The following is a 20,089-nucleotide window of genomic DNA, read 5'->3' as shown; positions in this document are numbered from 1 at the left end:
TTGTAGAGTGGTCGACCGTGCGGCACGGTGTCGCGCTCGATCCCGACAGGACCCGCGCCCCGATGCCCAGCACCGCTCCGCCGCCGTCACGGGGCTGGTTCGCCCAGCTCCTCCTCCGCCTGCACTTCCTCGCCGGGGTGTTCGTCGGGCCCTTCGTCCTGGTCGCTGCACTGTCCGGCGCCGTCTACGCCGTGGCACCGTCGATCGAGCGGGTCGCGTACCAGCACGAGCTCACGGCGCCGTCCACGGCGGCAGCACGCCCGCTCGCCGACCAGGTCGAGGCGGCGCAGCGATGGGTGAACGACCGGCACCCAGGTGACGCCGTCGTCGAGGTCCGTCCCGCTCCCGAGCCGGGTGCGACCACCCGCGTCATGTTCCACGAGGACGGGCTGCTCGAGTCGCAGACCCGTGCGGTGTTCGTCGACCCGGGCGACGCCGCGGTCCGCGGCGACCTGCCGGTGTACGGCACCTCGGGGTCGCTGCCGTTCCGGACCTGGATCAGCACCCTCCACCGGAGCCTGTTCCTCGGGGACGTCGGTCGGCTCTACAGCGAGACGGCTGCGTCGTGGCTCGGCATCGTCTCGCTCGCGGGCATCGCGCTCTGGGCGTCCCGCTTCCGTCGTGCTCGGCGGAAGCGGAACCTCGTCCTGCCGGACAACCGGGCGACCGGGTACCGGAGGACCTTCTCGTGGCACGCGGCCACCGGTGCGTGGGTGCTCCTCGGCGCGGTGTTCCTGTCGGCGACGGGCATCACCTGGTCGCACTTCGCGGGCGACACCGTGACCGCGCTCCGCTCGTCGCTCAGCTGGCAGGCGCCCACCGTCGACACCGCGCTCGACGGCTCGTCGTCGACCTCGGGTGGCGAACACGCGGGGCACCACGGCGGCGGCTCGACGGCGATGGGTGCACCGACGACGACCCCCGAGCAGTTCGACGAGGTGCTCGCGGTCGCGCGTGACTCCGGTGTGCACGCAGCGGAGGTCCGCATCCGCCCGCCGGCGACGGCCGACACGGCGTGGACCGTCGAGGAGATCAAGCTGAGCTGGCCCGTCGCGATGGACGCCGTCGCCGTCGACCCGGGCACGATGACCGTGGTGTCGCAGGTCACGTGGGCCGAGTACCCGCTCATGGCCAAGGCCGCCAAGCTCGGCATCAACACGCACATGGGGGCCTTGTTCGGCCTGGCGAACCAGGTCGTGCTGCTGCTCGCCGCGCTGGGGATCGCGGCGATGGTCGTCTTCGGCTACGCGATGTGGTGGCAGCGTCGATCCCCGGGGGCGCGCGTGGGTCGCGCTCCCACGTCGGGTGCGCTGGCGCGCGCGCCGTGGTGGGGCACCACCGCCGTGGTCGTCGTCGCCGTCGGGATCGCGATGCTGCTGCCCGCCGTGGGCGTGACGCTGCTCGGGTTCCTGCTGGTCGACGCGGTGGTCACCACGTCCGGCCGCCGCACCCGGTGACCACGTGACGGACTGGAGGCGCGGTGCCCGCTGGCACCGCGCCTCCAGTCCGTCAGTCGGTTCCGCAGATCAGGCCGAGGCCGACTCCGAGATCGCGTCGCGGAGCGCGGACGCGGCGGCGGCCACGTCGTCGGCGCTGTAGATCGCGCTGCCGGCGACCGCGATGCGGGCGCCGGAGGCCTGCACCGACCCGATGGTGTCGGTGGTGATGCCACCGGCGACCGAGAACGGGACGCCCGAGGCTTCGCCGTCGCGGAGGAGCGTCTCGAAGGTGAAGCCCTCCTCGGCCTGCTCGTCGAGACCGGCGTGCATCTCGACGAACTCGGCGCCGAGCGCGACGACCTCCTTCGCACGGGCGGCCTTGTCCGGCACGCCGATCAGGTCGACGACGATGCCCTTGCCGTGTGCCTTGGCGGCCTTGACGGCGCCGGCGATGGTCGAGTCACCCGCGACACCGAGCACGGTGACGAGGTCGGCACCCGCCTTGAAGGCGATGTCGGCCTCGAGCTCGCCGGCGTCCATCGTCTTGAGGTCGGCGAACACGACCTTGTCCGGGTGCGCCTCCTTGATCGCGGTGATCGCGGAGAGGCCGGCGCTCTTGATGAGCGGGGTGCCGAGCTCGATCACGTCGACGTACGGTGCGGCCTTGCCGGCGAGGTCGAGGGCGGCTTCGGTGGTCAGGGTGTCCATGGCGAACTGGAGCTGCATGGTGGTGTCCTTCCGGTGGGGGTTCGTGGGGGTCGGGTCGGTGGGCGTCGTGGCCGACGTCACTCGAGGTTGGCGTGGCGGGGCCACAGGTCGTCGGCCGAGTGTCCGCTGCGCTGCCAGAGGGCGTGGAACAGGGCGTCACCGAGCAGCGCGACGCCCTGCTCGAAGAGACCGCCCGCGTACTGCGCCGAGGCGGTGCCGGAGCGGTCCGTCTTCGTGGCGGCGGGCAGGACGAGCGTGGTGTCGGCGACCTCGGACAGCGGGGACTGGTCCGTCGTGCTCACGGCGAGCACCCGTGCGCCGACGTCGGCAGCGGTGCGTGCTGCCTGCACGATGCCGCCGGTGGTGCCCGAACCACTCGCGACGAGGAGCAGGTCGCCCTGCCGGATCGCCGGGGTCGTGACCTCGCCGACGACGTGCACGTCGAGGCCGAGGTGCATGAGGCGCATCGCGGTCATCCGCAGCGCGAGTCCGGAGCGTCCGGCGCCGTGGACGAACACCCGGTCGGCGTCGGCGAGCAGGTCGAGTGCGCGCTCGGCAGGGACCTGGTCGGCTGCGCGGACCGTCGAGATCAGGTCCTGGAGCTCGCCGCCGATCAGGTCGAGGGCTTCTCCGACGGTGGTGTTGGCCATGACGACGATCGTGCTCGCCCTCGCCTGGGTGCGCCGCTGCCCGGCCAGGCGGTCCCCCCACCCGATCGGACGGGACCGTCCGTCCGGGTGGGACGGGTAGGTTCGTGCCCCGTGGGAACAGACGAGCACGCACCCGGCAGCCGGATAGCAGCGTCCGAGCACGCCCGGACCGTCGCGGAGCAGGCCGACCGGCACGCACTGACGCTCGAGTCGGTCCTCGCCGCGCTCCGCTCGACCCGCCTGTCGGACACCGCCGCACGCGCCGAGGCCGTCGAGATCGCGTCCGCGGCGCTGGTCGAACTGCGGACGGTCACCGACCGCCAGCGGAGCACCCTGCTCGAACCGGTCGCCGGCGCGTTCTCACGGCTCCGGGCCGACCTGCGCCCGCTCGTCCGGTTCGGCGACCTCGACGTGCAGTTCGTCGAGCCTCCGGCGACCGGTCGAGCGCTTCCCGGGGACGTCGCGCACAGCGCCCGTGCCATCGTCCGGACGGCCGTGCTCGCCCTGGTCGACGACGGGGTGGCCCGACGCGTCCGGATCCAGTGGGACTGCGACGGACGGAACCTGCTCATGCAGCTGCGCGACGACGGCGGCGGCACCCTCGACACCCACGACGACGCCGTGCGCCCGATCGCCGAGCGGGTCGTCGCCCTCGACGGGACCATGCACGTGGACTCCACGCCCGGGTGGGGCTCGACGCTCGACATCTCGCTCCCCCTCGACCCGGCACCCGGGGCCGTCGACGTGCCCGAGGACACCGGGCTCACCGAGCGGGAGCGCGACGTCCTCCGGCTGGTCGTGACCGGTGTCGGGAACCGGGAGATCGCCGAGGGGCTGGGGATCAGCCCGAACACGGTGAAGTACCACGTGGCGAACCTGCTCCGGAAGCACGGTGCCCGGACCCGGGCGGAGCTCGCCGCGCTCGGCGCCCGCCCCTGAGCACTGCCCGCCGGGCGCCGGCGCGCCGAGCACCCGCGCCGGCCGCGTGGGGCGCCGTCGAACCACGGATCCGACACCGAACCAGCACCGCGCCCTGGTTCGACGTCGGAATAGTGGTTCGACGCGGTCGCGCACAACGGGAAGCACGTCGCGCCACGTCGTTTCATGGCGCGACGTGCTCCCCGTTGTGCAGCGTGCAGCCGCCGCCCGCGCGTCAGGCGTCCGGCGCGAGCACCTGGAACATGACGTGGTCGCGCCACTCCCCCGCGATGCGGATGTACCGCGGCGCGAAGCCGTACCGCTCGAACCCGTTGCGCGCGAGCGCCCGCTGCGAGGCCGTGTTCTCCGGCAGGGTCTCCGCCTGCACCCGGTGCAGCCCGAGCTCCCGGAACGCGTGCCGCACGGCGAGACCGACCGCCCGCGTCGCGTGCCCCTGGCGCACCCGGTCCGCACGGACCCAGTAGCCGAGCGCGCAGGACTGCAGAGCACCGCGGGTCACACCGCTCAGGGTGATCCGGCCGAGCAGCTCGTCGTCGTCGCCGACGATCACGAACGGCACGCTCCCGCCGTTCTGTGCGGCCGCGAGCAGCGATCCGATCGTCGCGCGCTGACCGGCCTCGGTGAAGTAGGACTCCGGCCGCGTGGGCTCCCACGGCCGCAGGTGGTCGGCGCTCGCGCTGACGACCGCGGCGAGCTCGGCGGCGTCCGCGAGCTCGACCAGGCGGATGCGGGTCCCGGCGCTCATCGTGCGGAGGGTGTGGGATTCGAACCCACGAGACATCGCTGCCCACCTGTTTTCAAGACAGGCTCCATCGGCCACTCGGACAACCCTCCGTGACGCGACCACGTGGCGAGACGTGATCGCGTCCCGGGAAGTCTACCGGGCCTCCCGGCCGTCAGCGCGGGAGCGTGTCGAGGGCGGCCGCCAGGCCGTCGTCGGTGACTCCGCCGGTGAGCTCGTTGCCGGCGTCGACCACGTCGTCCGGTGCCTGCCCCATCACGACGCCGCGGCCGGAGGTCGACGCCCAGCGCAGCATGTCGATGTCGTTGCGCCCGTCACCGGCCGCGAGCACGCGGGACCGCGGGATGTCGAGCCACTCCCGGACGCGCTCCATCGCGGTGGCCTTCGTCACGCCCTCGGGAGCGATGTCGAGCCACGAGGTCCAGCCGACCGAGTACGACACCTTCGACAGGCCCATGCGCTCGACGACCTGCAGGAAGTCCTCGGTGTCGTGGCCGGGCGAGATGACGACCACGCGGGTGGCCTCGGTGCCGAGCAGCTGCTCGAACTCCACGTGCTCGCCGGCGACGGTCATGGTGTCGTCGGGGAAGTTCCCGGAGAGCAGGAAGTGCCCGGTCTCGTCCTCGACGCCGAAGGCAGCGTTCGCCAGGGCACCGTGGATGACCTGCAGGACGTCGCTCGGGTCGAAGCGCTCGACGTGGACGCGCTCGTACGACCCGTCCTCGCGGCGGGCCAGCGTGAGCGCGCCGTTCGCGCAGACGACGTACTTCGAGCGGATGCCGAGCCGCTCCAGGAGCGGGATCGTCATCGACTCGCTGCGGCCGGTGGAGAGCATGACCTCGTGCCCGGCGGCCTCGGCCTCCTGAACCGCGGCGATCACGGTGTCGGTGATGACGCCGTCCTCGCGCATGGTCGTGCCGTCGACGTCGAGCGCGACGAGCCAGCGCTTGGTGCGCGCAGGCGCAGCAGCCGTGTCGGCCGCAGCAGTGCCGGACGCAGCAGTGCCGGTCGCAGCAGTCCCGGTCGCCGACGACCCGCCCTGCGCCGACCCGTCGACGAACCGCTCGTGCGCGCTCATCGGGGCTCGATCACCTCGACGCCGCCCAGGTACGGACGGAGCACCTCGGGCACCACCACCGACCCGTCGGCCTGCTGGTGGGTCTCGAGGATCGCGACGATCCAGCGGGTGGTGGCGAGCGTGCCGTTCAGGGTGGCGACCGGCGCCGTCTTGCCGGTCTCCGTCCGGTACCGGGTGTCGAGACGGCGGGCCTGGAACGTCGTGCAGTTCGAGGTCGAGGTGAGCTCGCGGAAGGTGCCCTGCGTCGGGACCCACGCCTCGATGTCGTACTTCCGGGCGGCACTCGTGCCGAGGTCACCGCCGGCGACGTCGATGACGCGGTAGTGCAGGCCGAGGTCCTGCATCATCGACTCCTGCATCGCGACGAGGCGCTGGTGCTCCGCCTCGGCCTGCTCGGGGAGCACGTAGGCGAACATCTCGAGCTTGTTGAACTGGTGCACGCGGAGGATGCCGCGGTTGTCCTTGCCCGCGGACCCGGCCTCGCGCCGGTAGCAGGTCGACCAGCCTGCGTAGCGGATGCCCTCGCCCGACTCCGGGAACGACAGGATCTCGTCGGCGTGGAACCCGGCGAGGGCGACCTCGCTCGTGCCGGTGAGGTACAGGTCGTCGGCCTCGAGCCGGTAGACCTCGGCCGCGTGCTCGCCGAGGAACCCGGTGCCCGCCATCGTCTCCGGACGTACGAGCGTCGGGGTGATGAGCGGCTCGAAGCCGTGCTCGATCGCACGGTCGAGGCCGAGGTTCATGAGCGCGATCTCGAGCCGCGCGCCGAGACCCCGCAGGAAGTAGAAGCGCGACCCGGAGACCTTCACGCCGCGCGGGATGTCGATGATGCCGAGGTGCTCGCCGAGGTCCGCGTGGTCCTTCGGCTCGAAGTCGAACTCGGGCTTCGTGCCGACCGTGCGGAGCGTGACGAAGTCGTCCTCGCCGCCCTTCGGCACGTCGGGCAGCACCACGTTCGGGATCGAGCGGACGACACGGTCGAACGCCTCCTCCGCCGAGGTGACCTCGGCCTGGGCGTCCTTCACCTTCGCGGCGAGGGCCTGCGCCTGCTGCACGAGGGCGGCCTTCTCGTCCTTCGGGGCCTTCGCGACGGTCTTGCCGAAGGCGTTCTGCTCCGCACGGAGGGCCTCGAACGCGGTGATCGCGCCGCGCCGGGCGGTGTCCGCGGCGACCGCGTCGTCGACGACGGACACGGAGGCGCCGCGCGCCTCCTGCGAGGCCTTGATGACGTCCGGGTGGTCGCGCAGGAGCTGGAGATCGATCACCGGATCATCCTAGAGGGACCGTGTGACCACCGGACGGGAGGCCCGTGGCGGGCCCGCCACGGGCCTCCCGTCCGTCAGTCGGTGACGTCGACGGGCGGATGATCGCGCAGGGCGGCGACCATCCCGCGGAGCAGACGGAACGCCGCTGCGCGTCCCGCCTCGTCGAGGTCCCGGGTCATCCGCAGCTCGACCGCGCGCACGGCGGCGCTCGCCTGCTCGCGCTGCCGTCGGCCGGCGTCGGTGAGGGTCGTCGGCAGGACCCGGCCCGAGGTCGGGGTGGCGGGACGGCTGACGATGCCGTCGCGTTCGAGCTGCTGCAGGAGCGTGTTCATCGACTGCCGGGTCACGAAGGTGCCCCGGGCCAGCTCGGAGTTGGACAGACCGGGACGCTGTGCGAGGAGTTCCAGGCACGAGTAGTGCGTGATCGTCATGCCGAGCGGGCGGAGGGCGTCCTCCATCTCGAGCCGCAGGGCGCTCGCTGCCTCCTTCAGGACGTAGCCGACCGAGCTGTCGAGGTCGATCCGCTCTTGACGCATGTCAGGAGTCTGACACATACTGCTCATGTCAGGAAGCTGACACAGACAGAAGGAGCACACCATGCCCGCCACCGGGATCGACTTCACCTCGCTGCAGGTCCGTGACCTCGACGTCTCGCAGGCGTTCTACGAGCGGTACCTCGGACTCGTCCGCTCCCCCGCCGGCCCGCCGCACGCCGTCGTCTTCCAGACCGAGCCGATCGCGTTCGCGCTCCGCGACCTCGTGCCGGGGACCGACCTGACCGCCGGGCAGCCGGCGCTCGGCGTCGCGCTCTGGTTCCACGCGACCGACGTCCAGGCGGTCCACGACGCACTCGTGGCGGACGGCCACACGATCGTCACCGAGCCGTTCGACGGGCCCTTCGGCCGCACGTTCACGTTCGCCGATCCGGACGGCTACCCGGTGACGCTGCACGACCGGCGCTGAGGGGCGTCCCTTCGCAGGCGCACATCGGTAACGTCAGCGGCATGTCGACCCCATCGGAGACCGCGCCCGCGGACCAGGACGCCCTCCCGACCGAGCAACGGACGGCCGCCGTCGTCTACAACCCGGTCAAGGTGCACCTGGAGACCCTGAAGAGCACCGTCGCGAAGCACGAGCAGGAGGCCGGCTGGGCCGAGACGCTCTGGTTCGAGACCTCGGAGGAGGACCCGGGCGGCGGGATGGCGAAGGCCGCGCTCGAGGCCGGGGCCGACGTCGTCGCCGCGGCCGGTGGCGACGGCACCGTCCGCGCGGTCGCCGAGGTCGTGCACGGCTCCGGCGCCACGCTCGCCCTGCTGCCGAGCGGCACGGGCAACCTGCTCGCCCGCAACATCCCCGCGCCGATCGACGACCTGGGCGCGAGCGTCCGGACGATCTTCCGCGGCGAGGACCGGGCGATCGACTTCGGTGAGCTCGAGATCGAGCGTGCGGGCGGCGACCGCGAGCAGCACGGCTTCCTCGTGATGGCCGGTCTCGGGCTCGACGCCCGGATGCTCGCGAACACCAAGCCGGAGCTCAAGAAGAAGGTCGGCTGGCTCGCCTACGTCGACTCGCTGGTCCGGTCCCTCCGCGACGCCGACGCGTTCGAGTTCAAGTACAAGCTCGACGGCGAGAGCAACCAGTCCGTCCGCGCGCACTCCCTGATCGTCGGCAACTGCGGCATGCTGCAGGCCGGTGCCACCCTGCTGCCCGACGCCGAGATCGACGACGGCGTGTTCGACATCGTCGTGATGCGGCCGCGCGGCTTCTTCGGCTGGGTACGCATCGCCGCCCGCATGCTCTGGGAGAACGCGATCCTGCGCTCGTTCCGCCGCTCGAAGATGGGCCAGACCGCGGTCGGCAAGCGCATCACCACCGCCGCCCGCGAGGAACGCCCGCTGCGCTACATCCGCGGCCAGGAGTTCGTCGCACGCCTGGAGCGGCCGGACGAGTTCGAGATCGACGGCGACCCCGTGGGCGAGGTCGTCGCGTTCCGGGCACGGATCGACGCCGGCGGTCTGACCGTGCGCGTCGCCGGCCCCGACGACCAGACGCGGGCGACGCGCCGGGTCGAGGCCGAGCACAGCTGAGCCGTCCCTTCCTCGCAACACGCAACGAAGGCGGTTCCTCGCAGCGTCATCCCGCTGCGAGGAACCGCCTTCGTTGCGTTCTGCGGAACGTGCGCCAGCAGTCGGGCGGGCGTCAGGCCGGGTCGGGCTCGCCGGAGACGATGGCGCGGAGCCAGTCGCGCGCCTCGACGAACGCCTCGTCCGAGTAGCGCGCGGAGACCTCGGGGCGGAAGCCGTCGGCCCGCGGGTACGAGCCGAGGAACGTCACGCGCGGGCTGAAGCGCCGGAGGCCCAGCAGCGCGTCGGCCACCCGCTCGTCTCGCACGTGCCCGTCGAGGTCGATGACGAACCGGTAGCGACCGAGCTCGTCACCGATCGGGCGCGACGACAGCAGCCCCATGTTGATGCCCCGGGTCGCGAACTGCTCGAGCATGTCGACCAGGGCGCCCGGGTGTTCGCTCGGCAGCTCGACGATGACGCTCGTCTTGTCCGCGCCCGTGCGCTCCGGGATCGCGAGCGTGCGGGACACGAGCACGAAGCGGGTCACGGCCGAGGCGTTGTCCCCGATCGACGACGCGAGCACCGCCAGGTCGTGGTGGTCGGTGATGCCCGGCGGGGCGACCGCAGCATCGGCGACGGGGTGCTCGTCGAGGAGCGCGGTCGCGGCCGCGACGTTCGACGATGCCGGGATGTGCCCGTGCCCGCGGAGGTTCCGCTCGAGCCACCGGTGCGTCTGCGCGTACGCCACGGGGTGGGCGTTCACGGTCCGGACGTCGGCGAGCGCGGTGCCGTGCCGGGCGACCAGCACGAAGTCCACCGGCACGAGGTACTCGCCCACGATCCGCACGCCGGGGATCCGGGCGAGGGCGTCCTGGGTCGCGCTGACCCCGCCGTCGACGCTGTTCTCGATCGCGATGACCGCACCGATCGAGCGGCCGCTCACGACGTCGTCGAGCGCCTCGCCGACGTTGTTGACGCTGCGCCACGGCTTGCCGGCCGCCGCCTCGACGAGCTTGAGCGCCGCCTCGGTGAAGGTGCCGGCGGGTCCGAGGTAGGAGTACGTGTCGGACGGCGTGGCACGGTCGGTCATGCGCCGAGCCTACTGGTGTACCAGCGCTCCACCCGGTGCGGGTCGGAAGCGCACGAGCATGGTGTCCGAGTCGCCGTTCCGCCCGACGGTCCGGAAGCCGACGCGCTCGTAGAGGATGCGCGCGCCGGTGTTGCCGTCCTCGACGCTGAGGCTCACGCCGGGCCAGCCCGCCGTCCGCCCCGCGGCGAGCAGACGGGTCAGCAGCGCGTTGCCGATCCCGCGGCCCCGCCCGCGCGGCTCGACGGCGAGCGTCAGCTCCGGGACGTCCTCGGACACGAAGCCGTAGCCCGGGTCGTCGGCGGGCAGGGAGCGCACCCAGGCGACCCCGACCGGTCCGTCGCCGTCCACCGCGACGACGCCGTGGTCGCGCGACGGGTCGAAGCCGGCGAAGTAGTGGGCGAAGTCGGGACGGTCGAGCTCGGCGTCGGTGAAGGTCGGCGCCTGCCAGTTCATCGCGGCGAGCGTCGCGTGCCGCAGCAGCGCGGTGTCGTCGGCGGTCACCTCGCGGAACAGCACCCCCGTCGGGCCCGCCGCGGCGCCGCCCGCCGGCCCGGCACCCGCGGCCCCGGCCTCCGCACCCGTCAGCCGCGCCTCGCACAGCGCCGGGTCGTCCTCCTCCCGCGGGTAGGTGAGCGCGGCGAAGCGCCCCTCGGGGTCGAGTCGCTCGAGCAGCGCGCGGGTGATGCCGTCGAGCTGGCCGACCTGGTCGTCGTCGAGCGCGTCGATGACGAAGCGGCGTGCGGTGCGGACGTGGTCCGGGGCCGCGGCGACGATGGCGTCGTACCCGGCGTCCGTCAGCCGGACGTCGGTGGCGCGGCGGTCGTCCACGGACGGGCAGCGTGTGACGAGCCCGCGCTTCTCGAGTCGCGACACCACGTGCGACAGCCGCGGCAGGGACGCGTTCGTGGCGGCGGCGAGCGCCGACATCCGCAGGGTCCGGCCGTCCGTCTCGGACAGCATGGCGACCACCATGTAGTCGAAGTGCGTCAGGTCGGCGTCGCGCTGCAGCTGCTGGTCGAGCGCCGCGGGCAGGAGCTCCATGACGGCGACGAGCTTCATCCACGCCCGCAGTTGGTCGCGGGTGAGCCACGGCGTCTCGTCGGTCATGCGCCCATGCTACCCATTGGTTGTCGCTGCAACCAGTGGTCGTGGGGACCGCCGGGCGCGGACGACACCGACGACGAGGGCGACGACCACCACGGCGAGCAGCACCCCCTCGACCACGAGCAGTCGCGTCGTGTAGTCGAACGGCAGCACGGTGGGGTTCTTCTGCCCGTGGTGCCTGGCGGCGATCTCGGGCAGGACGACGAGCGCGAGCACGCTCCCGAGCACCACGGCGGCCTGCACGACGACCAGGACACCCACGCCGAGCCGCCGCCCCGCCCGGCGCAGCAGGAGCCCGACGGCGACGACGAACGGCGAGAGCACCGCGTCGTGCAGCACGACCGCGGCGAGCAGCCACGTCGCCAGCCCCCCGATGCGGTTCGGTCGGACGGTCGCGACGAGCACGTACGCACCGAACGCCATGACGAGCACGCCCAGCACGACGAGCACGATCCTCGTGGCCCTCACCGGATCACCTCGATCTTCCCGATCCACTTCGTCTGCAGCACGCCGGGCCGACCGGGTGCGATCACCCGGGCGGGGAACCCGTGGTCCAGGTCGAGCGTCTGCCCGTTCACCTCGAGCGCCAGGAGCGTCGTCGGGTCGGCGACGTACTCCGCACCCATCTCGGTCACGCGGTAGCCGCCGCTCTGCTCGAGGCTCGTGATCCGCACCGGCGTCTCCGGCTCCGCCTGCACCGAGGCGAGCAGGTCGCGCATCCGGACCCCCCGCCACGAGGCCGTCTGGCTCCACCCCTCGACGCACGAGATCGGCAGGTCGGCGGTCGCGGTCCCGAGGGCGACGAGCTCGGCGCGCGAGAACGTCCGCGTGACGTCCTTCCCGACGACGGTGAGCGTCCAGTCGGCGGCGGTGGCGGTCGCGAGGACCCCGGCGGCGCGCGCGGTCCGGTTCACCGGGAGGGTCTGGGGACCGACGTGCCGCTGGCGCGCCCCGAACACGTTGAGCGGTTCGAGCAGCCGGTTCGACTGCCCCGCGGTCAGGGCGACGACCCCGACGGTCGCGGCGGTGACGGCCGCCACGAACCCGCGTCGGGCGATCCGCTGGCGCGGCCCGCTGGTCGCGGGGTCCGCCTGCCCCGGCCGGGAGGCACGCCCCGCCCCCGCCCCGCCGGTACCGTCCGCGACCCTCGGCTCCGCGGACGGATCCGCGGTCTCGGGACCGCGAAACTGTCCGTCAGCCCGAGTCTCGGGAGCGCCCGCCGGCGCAGCCGGCGCAGCCGGGCCGTCCACCCACCGGAGCAGGCGGCCGGTCAGGCCGCGGGGGTACGAGCCGGCCGTCTGCGCGGCCGCGGCGCGCTCGCCCACCGCGGGGCGGGCCTCCCGGCCGTCCGGCAGCAGCTCGCTGCCCACCGTCGGGTCCGCGACGAACCGCCCCTCGGCGTCGTAGGCGTCCCGCGCCCGCCAGTAGCGCGTGATCACGGGCAGCTTCGACGCGATGTGCACGACGAGCGACCCGATGATGACGTAGGCCATCGCGTTGTGGGTCTGCCGGAACGGGAACGGGAACGGGTACCACTGGTACGTGTTGAGCAGCCCGGTGCCGACCTGCACGATCGACGCCGACACGAGCACGGCGATCGACAGCCGCTCGAGCAGGTGGAGCACCCCGCGCACGGGCGGGACCTGCGCCAGCGCGGGCATGACGACGTTCAGCTTCGCGAGCAGCAGCGGGATGATCGCGATGCCCGCGGTGATGTGCAGGCCCTGTGTGAACTGGTACAGCTGCGCCGGACGCGTCGGGAAGCGCATCCCGGGCAGCGGGTCCTGCAGGAGGTGGCTGTAGACGCCGGTGCCGAAGCAGACGACGAACGCGATGCCGAGCAGCCGACCCCAGACGACGGCCGACCGGGCGTTCCGGTTCGGGGACGCCATGGTCGCCCGTGCGTCCAGCAGGACCCGTCGCACGATCGGTAGCCTCGGGGAACCATGAGCAGACGACCGCGCGCCGCCTCCGTCCCGACGACCGCGGTCGTGTCGACCGTCCTGTCCGTCGTCGGCGTGGTGGCGCTGGCGGGCGTCATCGCCTTCGGCATCACGCATCTGGGGTTCCTCCGTGCCGGTCATCGTGCACCATTCGTTGCCTGGACGCTGATCGCTTGGGCGGTCTTCGCCGGGGCGGTCGTCGCGCTGCGCTTCGTGCCCCGTGGGTGGACGACCCGGATCGTCCTGGGCGGTGCGGTCGTGGTCGGGATCGCGGCGCTCGTCGGTCCGCCGAACACCAGCACCGACTCTGCCCGGTACGCCTGGGACGGGATCGTACAGCACGCCGGTACATCACCGTACGCATACACACCGCAGTCGAACGCGCTCGCCGACCTGCGCCCGGACTGGCTCTTCCCGGACAAGATCGACGGCACGTGCAAGCCCCTCGAACCGCGGATGCGCGGCCTCGGCGACGGCGCCGACGGGCACTGCGTGGCGATCAACCGGCCCGACGTCGTCACCATCTACCCGCCGATGGCGCAGCTGTGGTTCGCCGGGGTGCGGGCGTTCGTGCCCGCGACCGCCCAGTACATGCCGTTCCAGGTCGCCGGGCTCCTCGTGTCGCTCGGCGTCACCGTCGGCCTGGTGATGGTGCTCCGCCGCATCGGCCGTCCCACCTGGTGGGCCGCGCTCTGGGCGTGGTCGCCCCTGGTCGCCTCCGAGGCGGTCACGAACTCGCACGTCGACGTCGTCGGTGCCGCACTCGCCACCGCGGGTGTCGTGCTCGTCGCCTTCGGCCGGCCGGTGTGGGGCGGGATCGCCCTCGGTGCGGCGACCGCGACGAAGCTCATCCCCGCGATCGTGTACCCGCCGCTCCTGAACCGGTGGCGGCACTGGTGGGCGGTCCCGGTCGGCATCGGTGTCTTCGCCCTGCTCTACGTCCCCTACGTGATCACCACCGGCCCGAAGGTGCTCGGGTACCTGCCCGGGTACCTGTCCGAGGAGGGCTACGAGGACGGCTCCCGGTTCGCCCTCGTGTCGTCCGTCGTCCCGGGCGACGCGGCGACCGTCGTCGTCGGGCTGATCGTGCTCCTCGCCGCCGTGGTGTCCTGGCGCCTGGCCGACCCGGCCCGTCCCTGGTCCGCCGAGGTGTTGATGATCGGCGTGACGTTCCTCGCCGTCACCCCGCGCTACCCCTGGTACGCGCTGCTCCTCATCCCGTTCGTCGTGCTCTCGGGCCGCTGGGAGTGGATGGCCCTGAACCTCGCGATCGCCCTGCGCGGGGTGTGGCCGTCGGCGCCCGCCTTCCGCTGGTGGCTCCTGGCCGCGGTGCTCGTCATCCTCGTGGTCACGCTCGTCCGCACCCGCCGTGACGACTGGCTCCGGTGGGGACGGCGACTCGACCCCCGCGGGTGGCGGTCCGCGGACCCCCGCAGCCGCGACCGCGTCGACGCGGGGTAGCATCACCGGGATGACGGCGCGGATCCTGCCCTCGACCGGCCTGCTGCGCCGGGTGCGCAGCGAGTCGCCGGCCCTGCCTCCCCGACCCGGGGACGACCCCGGGCTGGTCGATCGGTTCGCCCGTCGCGCCGTCGACCTGCGGGTGTCGCTCACCGAGCGCTGCAACCTCCGCTGCACCTACTGCATGCCGGCCGAGGGCCTCCCGGTGATCCCCTCGGACGCGCTCATGACCGCGGCCGAGATCGAGCGGCTGGTCGGCCTCGCCGCGGACACGCTCGGCGTCCGGAAGGTCCGCTTCACCGGCGGCGAGCCCCTCCTGCGCGCCGACCTGGTCGACATCGTCCGCCGCTGCTCCGCGCACGACGTCGAGCTGTCGATCACCACGAACGCGATCGGCCTGGCGAACCGGGCGCAGGCCCTGGCGGACGCCGGTCTCCGCCGCGTGAACGTCTCGCTCGACACCGTCGACCCGGACGTCTTCGCCGAGGTCACCCGCCGCCCGTTCCTCGACCGCGTGCTCGAGGGCATCGCCGCGGCGGCCGACGCGGGCCTCGGGGTGAAGGTGAACGCCGTCCTGCTCCGCGGGATCAACGACCACCTGGCGGTCGACCTGCTCGCCTGGTGCCTCGAGCGCGGCCACGAGCTCCGCTTCATCGAGCAGATGCCGCTCGACCCCGGTCACGCGTGGGACGGCGCCACCATGGTCACGGCCGAGGAGACCCGCGCCGTGCTCGGCGAGCGGTTCCGGCTCGAGCCGGACGAGGCACCGCGGGACGGCGCCCCGGCCGAGCGCTACCGCGTCAGCACCCTCGACGGCACCCTGCTCGGCACCGTCGGCATCATCGCGAGCATCACCGAGTCGTTCTGCGCCGACTGCACCCGCACGCGCTTGACGGCCGAGGGGCACGTGCGCTCCTGCCTGTTCTCGGACGACGAGGTCGACCTGCTCGGACCCCTGCGCGCCGGCGCGGACGACGACGTCCTGCTCGACACCTGGCGGCGGGCGATGTGGGCGAAGCCCCGCGACCACGGCGACGACGCGGACGGCATCGTGCACCCCGCCCGCGGCATGAGCGCGATCGGAGGATGACGATGACGACGATGCGGTTCTTCGCGGCGGCCCGTGCGGCCGTCGGACAGGACGAGGTCACGGTCGACGCCGCGACCCTCGACGACGCCCTGCAGCGCGTCCCGGCGACGGACACCGACCGGTGGACGGCCCTGCAGGAGCGGTGCTCCTACCTGGTGGACGGCGTGACCACCCGTGACCGCTCGACGCCGCTGGCGGGCGTCGCGACCGTCGACGTCATGCCGCCCTTCGCCGGGGGCTAGGTCATCGCACCGGCAGGCTCGTAGACGCTGACCTCGTCCGCGTCGACCGCGATGCGCACCGGCAGGCCGGGCGCCAGTCCGACGCCGGCAGCGGTCGCGACGGTCACGTCCACCACCAGGTCGCCGGCGCGCACCCGGACGAGGCCGTCCCGCGGCTCGACCGCGGTCACGACGCGCGCCAGCCCGGCACCGTCACGGCTGATCACGGCTGCCGTCGGGTGGAGTGCGGCGACGGCTGCCCGGCCGGGAGCCACGGTGTGCGCCGCCGACGGCAGCTCGCCCCCGCCGTCGGGCGCGATCCCGGTCGCGGTGGCGGTACCCGGGACGAGCACCAGCCCCGAGAAGGACGCCGAGAACGGCGTGCGCGGTCGTCGCAGGACGGTGTCGGTGGGGCCCTCCTCGACGACGACGCCGTCCTGCAGCACGACGATGCGGTCGGCGAGCGCGACGGCCTCGAGCGGGTCGTGCGTGACCAGGAGCGTCGGTCGGCCGGACCGCGCGGTGCGGAGGGCGTCGCGGACCTCGGCGCGGGCGTCGACGTCGAGCGCCGTGGTCGGTTCGTCGAGGAGCAGGAGCGCCGGGTCGGTGGCGAGCGCCCGGGCGACGGCGACGCGCTGGGCCTGACCGCCGGACAGCGTGTCCGGCGACCGGTCGGCCAGACCGGACGCGCCGACGGCGGCGAGGGCCGCGGCGGACCGGAGTCGCGCCTCCCGGCCGCTCGCACCCGTGGCCCGCGGACCGAAGGCGACGTTGCCGGCGACCGACCGGTGCGCGAACAGGTCGGGGCGCTGCGCGACCAGGCCGACGCGTCGGCGGTGCGTGGGCACGGTGGTGAGGTCGCGGCCGGCCAGCACGACGCTGCCGTCGCGGGTGCCGAGGAGCCCCGCGAGGGCCTCGACCACCGTCGACTTGCCGGCCCCGTTCGGGCCGACCAGGGCGACGCACTCGGCCGGGCCGATGGTCAGGCGGACGTCGACGCCCCGTGACGGCACGACGACGTGGGCGTCGAGGCCGCCCGTGCCCCCGCTCACGCGATCACCGGCCGGTTCCGCAGGGTGGTCGTGCCGATGACGACGAGGGCGACCACGACCAGCACGAGCGCGAGCGCGACCGCCGTGTCCGGGTCGACCTCGCGCTGCAGGTACACCTCGAGCGGGAGCGTGCGCGTGACGCCCTCCAGGCTGCCGGCGAAGGTGAGCGTGGCACCGAACTCCCCGAGGGCGCGCGCACCGCAGAGCACCAGGCCCGACGTGATCCCGGGGAGCACGCGCGGTGTCGTCACGGTGAGGAAGGTCCGTGTCGGACCGGCACCGAGCGTCGCGGCGACCCGTTCGGCACGTCCCCCGCCGGTGCGGAGCGACCCCTCGATCGACGACACCAGGAAGGGCATCGAGACGAACACCTGCGCCATCACGACCGCCGTGGTCGTGAACGCGATGCGCAGGCCGTGCTCGTCGAGGAACGCCCCGAGCACGCCGAGCCGTCCGAAGGCCGCCAGGAGCGCGAGTCCCCCGACGACCGGCGGGAGCACGAGCGGCAGCAGGACGAGGGCACGGAGCACGCCCACCCAGCGGGAGGTCGACCGGGCGAAGAGCACGGCGAGCGGGTAGCCGAGGACGAACGACACCCCCGTCGCGGCGGCGGCGGTGCCGAGGCTCAGCCCGAGCGCGGTGGTCGAGGCGGGCGCGGTCACGAGCGCGACGAAGGACGACCAGTCGACGCGGCCGACCATGGCGAGCACGGGCACGACGACGAACAGGCCGCCGACGACGGCCGGCACGGGCAGCCACCACGGCACCGGGGTGCGCGGGGTCGGGGTGCGCCGGGTCGAGGTGCCCCGGGTCGGGGTGCGCCGTGGCGTGAGCGGGGCGGGCATCGTCAGGGGGCGCCGAACCCCGCGTCGGCGAGGACCTTCCGTCCGGCGTCGGAGCGGACGTAGGCGGCGAAGGACGCCGCGAGCTCCGGGTTCGTCGAATCCTTCAGGACACCGATCGGGTACGTGTTCACGGCCTTCGCGGACTCGGCGAAGGGGACGCCGTCGACCCCGCCACCGGCCCCCTCGACGTCGGTGACGTACACCAGGCCGGCGTCCGCCTCGCCCGACTCGACCTTGCCGAGCACGTCGGTCACGGACTGCTCCTCGCTCACCGGGTGGAGCTCGACACCGGCCGCCTGCTCGACCTCCGCCGTGGCCGCACCGCACGGCACGGGGGTCGCGCACGTGACGACCTGCACGCCGCTCGCGGTGAGGTCCCGCAGCCCGCGGATGTGTTCCGGGTTGCCCGGTGCGACCGCGATCTCGAGCGTGTTCGTGGCGAAGTCCCGCGGCCACCCGCTGGCGAGGTCCGTCGTCGAGAGCTTCGCCATGTTCGCCTCGTCCGCGGACGCGAACACGTCGGCGGGTGCGCCGTTCGTGATCTGGGAGACGAGGTCGCTCGAGCCCGCGAACGAGAACCGGACCGTCGTGCCCGCGTGGTCCTGCTCGTACTGCTTCCCGAGCTCCGTGAAGGTGCGCTGGAGCGACGCCGCCGCGAACACGGTGATCGTGCCGGTCGGCGCGGCCCCGGACGCGCTGCTGTTCGGCGACGCGCTGCTGTTCGGCGACGCGCTGCTGCTCGGCGAACCGGTGCCGCTCGCGGCCGTTCCTCCGGAGGGCGATCCGGCCGAGCAGGCGGCGAGCGTCAGACCGGCGGTCACGACGAGGGCGAGGGTTGCGGAACGCAGCAGCGGCTTCACGTGCTCATCGTAGCCGCACCTGCGGTCACTGCTCCGTCGGGAGCCCCTCGCGCCGCCAGGCGCTGATGCCCCCGTCGAGCACGACGACCGGGGCGGCCCCGCTCGGGCGTGCGGCAGCGGCGGTCCGGGCCCATGCGGTGGCGCGGACACCCGACGCGCAGACGACGACGAGCTCGGCGCTGCCGTCCCCCGCGTCGAGCGCGTCCGGGGTGCGGGACCCCGGCACGACACCGGTCGCGCGTTCCTCGTCGGTGCGGACGTCGACGAGGACCACGCGGTCGCCGTCCTCCCGCATCCGCCGCGCGAGCTCCGCCGGGGCGATGCGGGGCGGTTCGGCGAGGGTCGGCAGCGCCGGACGCACCGATCCCGGTCCGCGCCGCAGCGGACTCTCGGTCCACCGCCACCGGCGCGCGTCCACCGTGAGCACCCGGCCGAGCAGCGGCTCGCCCAGGCCGGCGACGAGCGCGGTCACCTGGGCCGCCATCACCGATCCGACCGCCCCGCAGAGCGCGGGCAGCACACCGTCCGCGGCGCAGGAGCCCTCGTCGGGCAGCGCCTCGGGGTGCAGGTCGTGGAAGTCCACCGGCTCCGCGGCCGCGTCGTGGAAGACCGAGACCTGCCCGTCGTAGCCGAGCGCCGTCCCCCACACGAACGGCACCCCCGCGGCGGCGCAGGCGTCCGACACGGCGCGGGTGACCTCGACGCTGTCCGCCGCGTCGACCACGACGTCGTGCCCGGCGACGTGCTCGGGCCGGAAGCGTTCGGCCAGCGCGACGACCTCGACGACCGGGTCGACGCCGCGGACCCGCTCGGCGGCGCAGACGGCCTTCTGCCGACCGACGTCGGCGGCCGAGAAGAGGGTCTGCCGCGCGAGGTTGGAGGTGTCGACGACGTCGTGGTCGACGATCGTGACGCGACCGAGTCCCGCGCCGGCCAGGTAGGTCAGCACGGGCGCCCCGAGTCCGCCGGCGCCGACGACGAGCACCCGTGCCGCGGCGAGGGCGTCGAGGGCGCGCTGCCCGGCACCGTCGAGCGCGGCCGTGCGGGAGGTCGTGCGGCGACGGGCGTCGAGCGACGCCTGGTCGGGAGCGTCGGCGGTCACTTCGCGCGCTCGGGCGAATCGGGGACCTCGACCGTCACCATGGTGGCCTTGACCGACGCCACCGCGACCGAGCCGACTTCGAGCCCGAGGTCCCGGACCGCCTCGGCCGTCATGAGCGACACCACCCGGTTCGGACCGGCCTGCAGCTCGACCTGGGCGACGACCCCCTCGACGACCAGGTCGGTGACGATGCCGACGAAGCGGTTGCGCGCCGAGCTGCGGACGCCGGACGGGTCGTCGAGCCCGCTGTCGCGCCCGCGGACGTACGCCGCCAGGTCCCGTCCCTCGACCACGGTCCGGCCGGCGGGGTCCTCGGCGCGCGGCAGGGTGCCGGCGTCCACCAGTCGCCGGACGGTGTCGTCGCTGACGCCGAGGTACCGAGCGGCGTCGCGGATGCGGAGTGTCGTCATGGTGTCCGTGACCCTACGGCATCG

At 73.5% G+C, this 20,089-nt stretch carries 22 protein-coding genes and 1 tRNA gene; 7 read left to right on the top strand and 16 right to left on the bottom strand.

All coding sequences use genetic code 11. The annotated features are described in order from the left end of the window. Positions 1–62 precede the first annotated feature (62 nt). Positions 63–1,457: a PepSY-associated TM helix domain-containing protein gene (locus tag QUG92_RS14380; protein WP_289459614.1), complete on the top strand. Its 1,395-nt coding sequence runs from the start codon at positions 63–65 to the stop codon at positions 1,455–1,457. A 69-nt stretch (positions 1,458–1,526) separates the two neighbouring features. Here QUG92_RS14380 and hxlA read toward each other — a convergent pair whose 3' ends face one another. Then, positions 1,527–2,165 (bottom strand): 3-hexulose-6-phosphate synthase, encoded by a 639-nt coding sequence (hxlA, locus tag QUG92_RS14375; protein ID WP_069713622.1) that lies wholly within the window; start codon positions 2,163–2,165, stop codon positions 1,527–1,529. A gap of 59 nt (positions 2,166–2,224) precedes the next feature. Beyond that, entirely contained in the window at positions 2,225–2,797 is a 573-nt protein-coding gene (gene hxlB, locus QUG92_RS14370; RefSeq protein ID WP_289459611.1) for a 6-phospho-3-hexuloisomerase, read from the bottom strand. Positions 2,798–2,908: 111 nt separating this feature from the next. Here hxlB and QUG92_RS14365 point away from each other — a divergent pair, with 111 nt between their 5' ends. Beyond that, a complete protein-coding gene (locus tag QUG92_RS14365; protein ID WP_289459608.1) occupies positions 2,909–3,736 on the top strand; it encodes a helix-turn-helix transcriptional regulator in 828 nt (275 codons plus the stop codon). Between the two features lie 214 nt (positions 3,737–3,950). Here QUG92_RS14365 and QUG92_RS14360 read toward each other — a convergent pair whose 3' ends face one another. From QUG92_RS14360 to QUG92_RS14340, 5 genes are all read right to left on the bottom strand, one after another. Further along, positions 3,951–4,481 carry a GNAT family N-acetyltransferase gene (locus QUG92_RS14360; RefSeq protein WP_289459606.1) on the bottom strand — a complete coding sequence of 177 codons (531 nt, stop codon included), beginning with the start codon at positions 4,479–4,481 and terminating at the stop codon, positions 3,951–3,953. 4 nt (positions 4,482–4,485) lie between these two features. Next, a tRNA-Ser gene (locus tag QUG92_RS14355) sits at positions 4,486–4,570 on the bottom strand. A 62-nt stretch (positions 4,571–4,632) separates the two neighbouring features. Continuing rightward, positions 4,633–5,556, bottom strand: a complete 924-nt coding sequence (locus QUG92_RS14350) for an HAD family hydrolase (RefSeq protein ID WP_289459605.1) — start codon at positions 5,554–5,556, stop codon at positions 4,633–4,635. Continuing rightward, positions 5,553–6,821 (bottom strand): serine--tRNA ligase, encoded by a 1,269-nt coding sequence (serS, locus tag QUG92_RS14345; RefSeq protein ID WP_289459603.1) that lies wholly within the window; start codon positions 6,819–6,821, stop codon positions 5,553–5,555. The genes QUG92_RS14350 and serS overlap by 4 nt, the downstream gene beginning before the upstream one ends. Positions 6,822–6,895: 74 nt before the next feature. After that, positions 6,896–7,357 carry a MarR family winged helix-turn-helix transcriptional regulator gene (locus tag QUG92_RS14340; RefSeq protein WP_289459601.1) on the bottom strand — a complete coding sequence of 154 codons (462 nt, stop codon included), beginning with the start codon at positions 7,355–7,357 and terminating at the stop codon, positions 6,896–6,898. 61 nt (positions 7,358–7,418) lie between these two features. Between QUG92_RS14340 and QUG92_RS14335 the strand changes: the two genes are divergently transcribed. After that, positions 7,419–7,784 (top strand): VOC family protein, encoded by a 366-nt coding sequence (locus QUG92_RS14335; RefSeq protein ID WP_289459599.1) that lies wholly within the window; start codon positions 7,419–7,421, stop codon positions 7,782–7,784. 41 nt (positions 7,785–7,825) lie between these two features. Further along, entirely contained in the window at positions 7,826–8,908 is a 1,083-nt protein-coding gene (locus QUG92_RS14330) for a diacylglycerol/lipid kinase family protein (RefSeq protein ID WP_289459598.1), read from the top strand. Between the two features lie 112 nt (positions 8,909–9,020). Here the strand turns inward: QUG92_RS14330 and pheA are convergent, their stop codons facing one another. The 4 genes from pheA to QUG92_RS14305 are packed head-to-tail and all read right to left on the bottom strand — an operon-like array spanning position 9,021 to position 13,006. Next, positions 9,021–9,977 carry a prephenate dehydratase gene (pheA, locus tag QUG92_RS14325; protein WP_289459597.1) on the bottom strand — a complete coding sequence of 319 codons (957 nt, stop codon included), beginning with the start codon at positions 9,975–9,977 and terminating at the stop codon, positions 9,021–9,023. Positions 9,978–9,986: 9 nt separating this feature from the next. Further along, positions 9,987–11,084 carry a GNAT family N-acetyltransferase gene (locus tag QUG92_RS17140; protein ID WP_353063242.1) on the bottom strand — a complete coding sequence of 366 codons (1,098 nt, stop codon included), beginning with the start codon at positions 11,082–11,084 and terminating at the stop codon, positions 9,987–9,989. Between the two features lie 9 nt (positions 11,085–11,093). Next, entirely contained in the window at positions 11,094–11,549 is a 456-nt protein-coding gene (locus QUG92_RS14310; RefSeq protein ID WP_289459596.1) for a hypothetical protein, read from the bottom strand. Continuing rightward, entirely contained in the window at positions 11,546–13,006 is a 1,461-nt protein-coding gene (locus QUG92_RS14305) for a molybdopterin-dependent oxidoreductase (protein ID WP_289459595.1), read from the bottom strand. The genes QUG92_RS14310 and QUG92_RS14305 overlap by 4 nt, the downstream gene beginning before the upstream one ends. 21 nt (positions 13,007–13,027) lie before the next feature. Here QUG92_RS14305 and QUG92_RS14300 point away from each other — a divergent pair, with 21 nt between their 5' ends. Genes QUG92_RS14300 through QUG92_RS14290 form a run of 3 tightly spaced genes read left to right on the top strand, consistent with a single transcriptional unit; the run spans position 13,028 to position 15,817 of the window. Then, the gene (locus QUG92_RS14300; RefSeq protein WP_289459594.1) at positions 13,028–14,485 is read left to right on the top strand and encodes a glycosyltransferase family 87 protein; all 1,458 of its coding nucleotides are present in this window, start codon (positions 13,028–13,030) and stop codon (positions 14,483–14,485) included. A 10-nt stretch (positions 14,486–14,495) separates the two neighbouring features. Continuing rightward, the gene (gene moaA, locus QUG92_RS14295; protein WP_083264031.1) at positions 14,496–15,575 is read left to right on the top strand and encodes a GTP 3',8-cyclase MoaA; all 1,080 of its coding nucleotides are present in this window, start codon (positions 14,496–14,498) and stop codon (positions 15,573–15,575) included. Between the two features lie 2 nt (positions 15,576–15,577). Continuing rightward, the gene (locus QUG92_RS14290) at positions 15,578–15,817 is read left to right on the top strand and encodes a MoaD/ThiS family protein (protein WP_289459592.1); all 240 of its coding nucleotides are present in this window, start codon (positions 15,578–15,580) and stop codon (positions 15,815–15,817) included. Here QUG92_RS14290 and QUG92_RS14285 read toward each other — a convergent pair. The 5 genes from QUG92_RS14285 to QUG92_RS14265 are packed head-to-tail and all read right to left on the bottom strand — an operon-like array spanning position 15,814 to position 20,065. Beyond that, complete coding sequence (locus QUG92_RS14285) at positions 15,814–16,848, bottom strand: ABC transporter ATP-binding protein (protein WP_289459591.1); 1,035 nt, start codon at positions 16,846–16,848, stop codon at positions 15,814–15,816. The two genes, QUG92_RS14290 and QUG92_RS14285, sit on opposite strands and share 4 nt — an antisense overlap. Then, complete coding sequence (locus QUG92_RS14280) at positions 16,845–17,693, bottom strand: ABC transporter permease (RefSeq protein WP_182046992.1); 849 nt, start codon at positions 17,691–17,693, stop codon at positions 16,845–16,847. The genes QUG92_RS14285 and QUG92_RS14280 overlap by 4 nt, the downstream gene beginning before the upstream one ends. A gap of 2 nt (positions 17,694–17,695) precedes the next feature. After that, entirely contained in the window at positions 17,696–18,553 is an 858-nt protein-coding gene (modA, locus tag QUG92_RS14275) for a molybdate ABC transporter substrate-binding protein (RefSeq protein ID WP_289459588.1), read from the bottom strand. A 25-nt stretch (positions 18,554–18,578) separates the two neighbouring features. Next, positions 18,579–19,655, bottom strand: coding sequence for a ThiF family adenylyltransferase (locus tag QUG92_RS14270; protein WP_289459587.1), 1,077 nt, complete (start codon positions 19,653–19,655; stop codon positions 18,579–18,581). Next, positions 19,652–20,065, bottom strand: a complete 414-nt coding sequence (locus QUG92_RS14265) for a TOBE domain-containing protein (RefSeq protein WP_289459586.1) — start codon at positions 20,063–20,065, stop codon at positions 19,652–19,654. Before QUG92_RS14265 ends, QUG92_RS14270 begins: the two co-directional genes overlap by 4 nt. Positions 20,066–20,089: the final 24 nt, after the last annotated feature.

The organism is Curtobacterium citri (assembly GCF_030362955.1).
In the GTDB taxonomy this organism is placed as follows: domain Bacteria; phylum Actinomycetota; class Actinomycetes; order Actinomycetales; family Microbacteriaceae; genus Curtobacterium; species Curtobacterium citri.
This window is presented reverse-complemented; position numbering and strand designations above follow the sequence as displayed.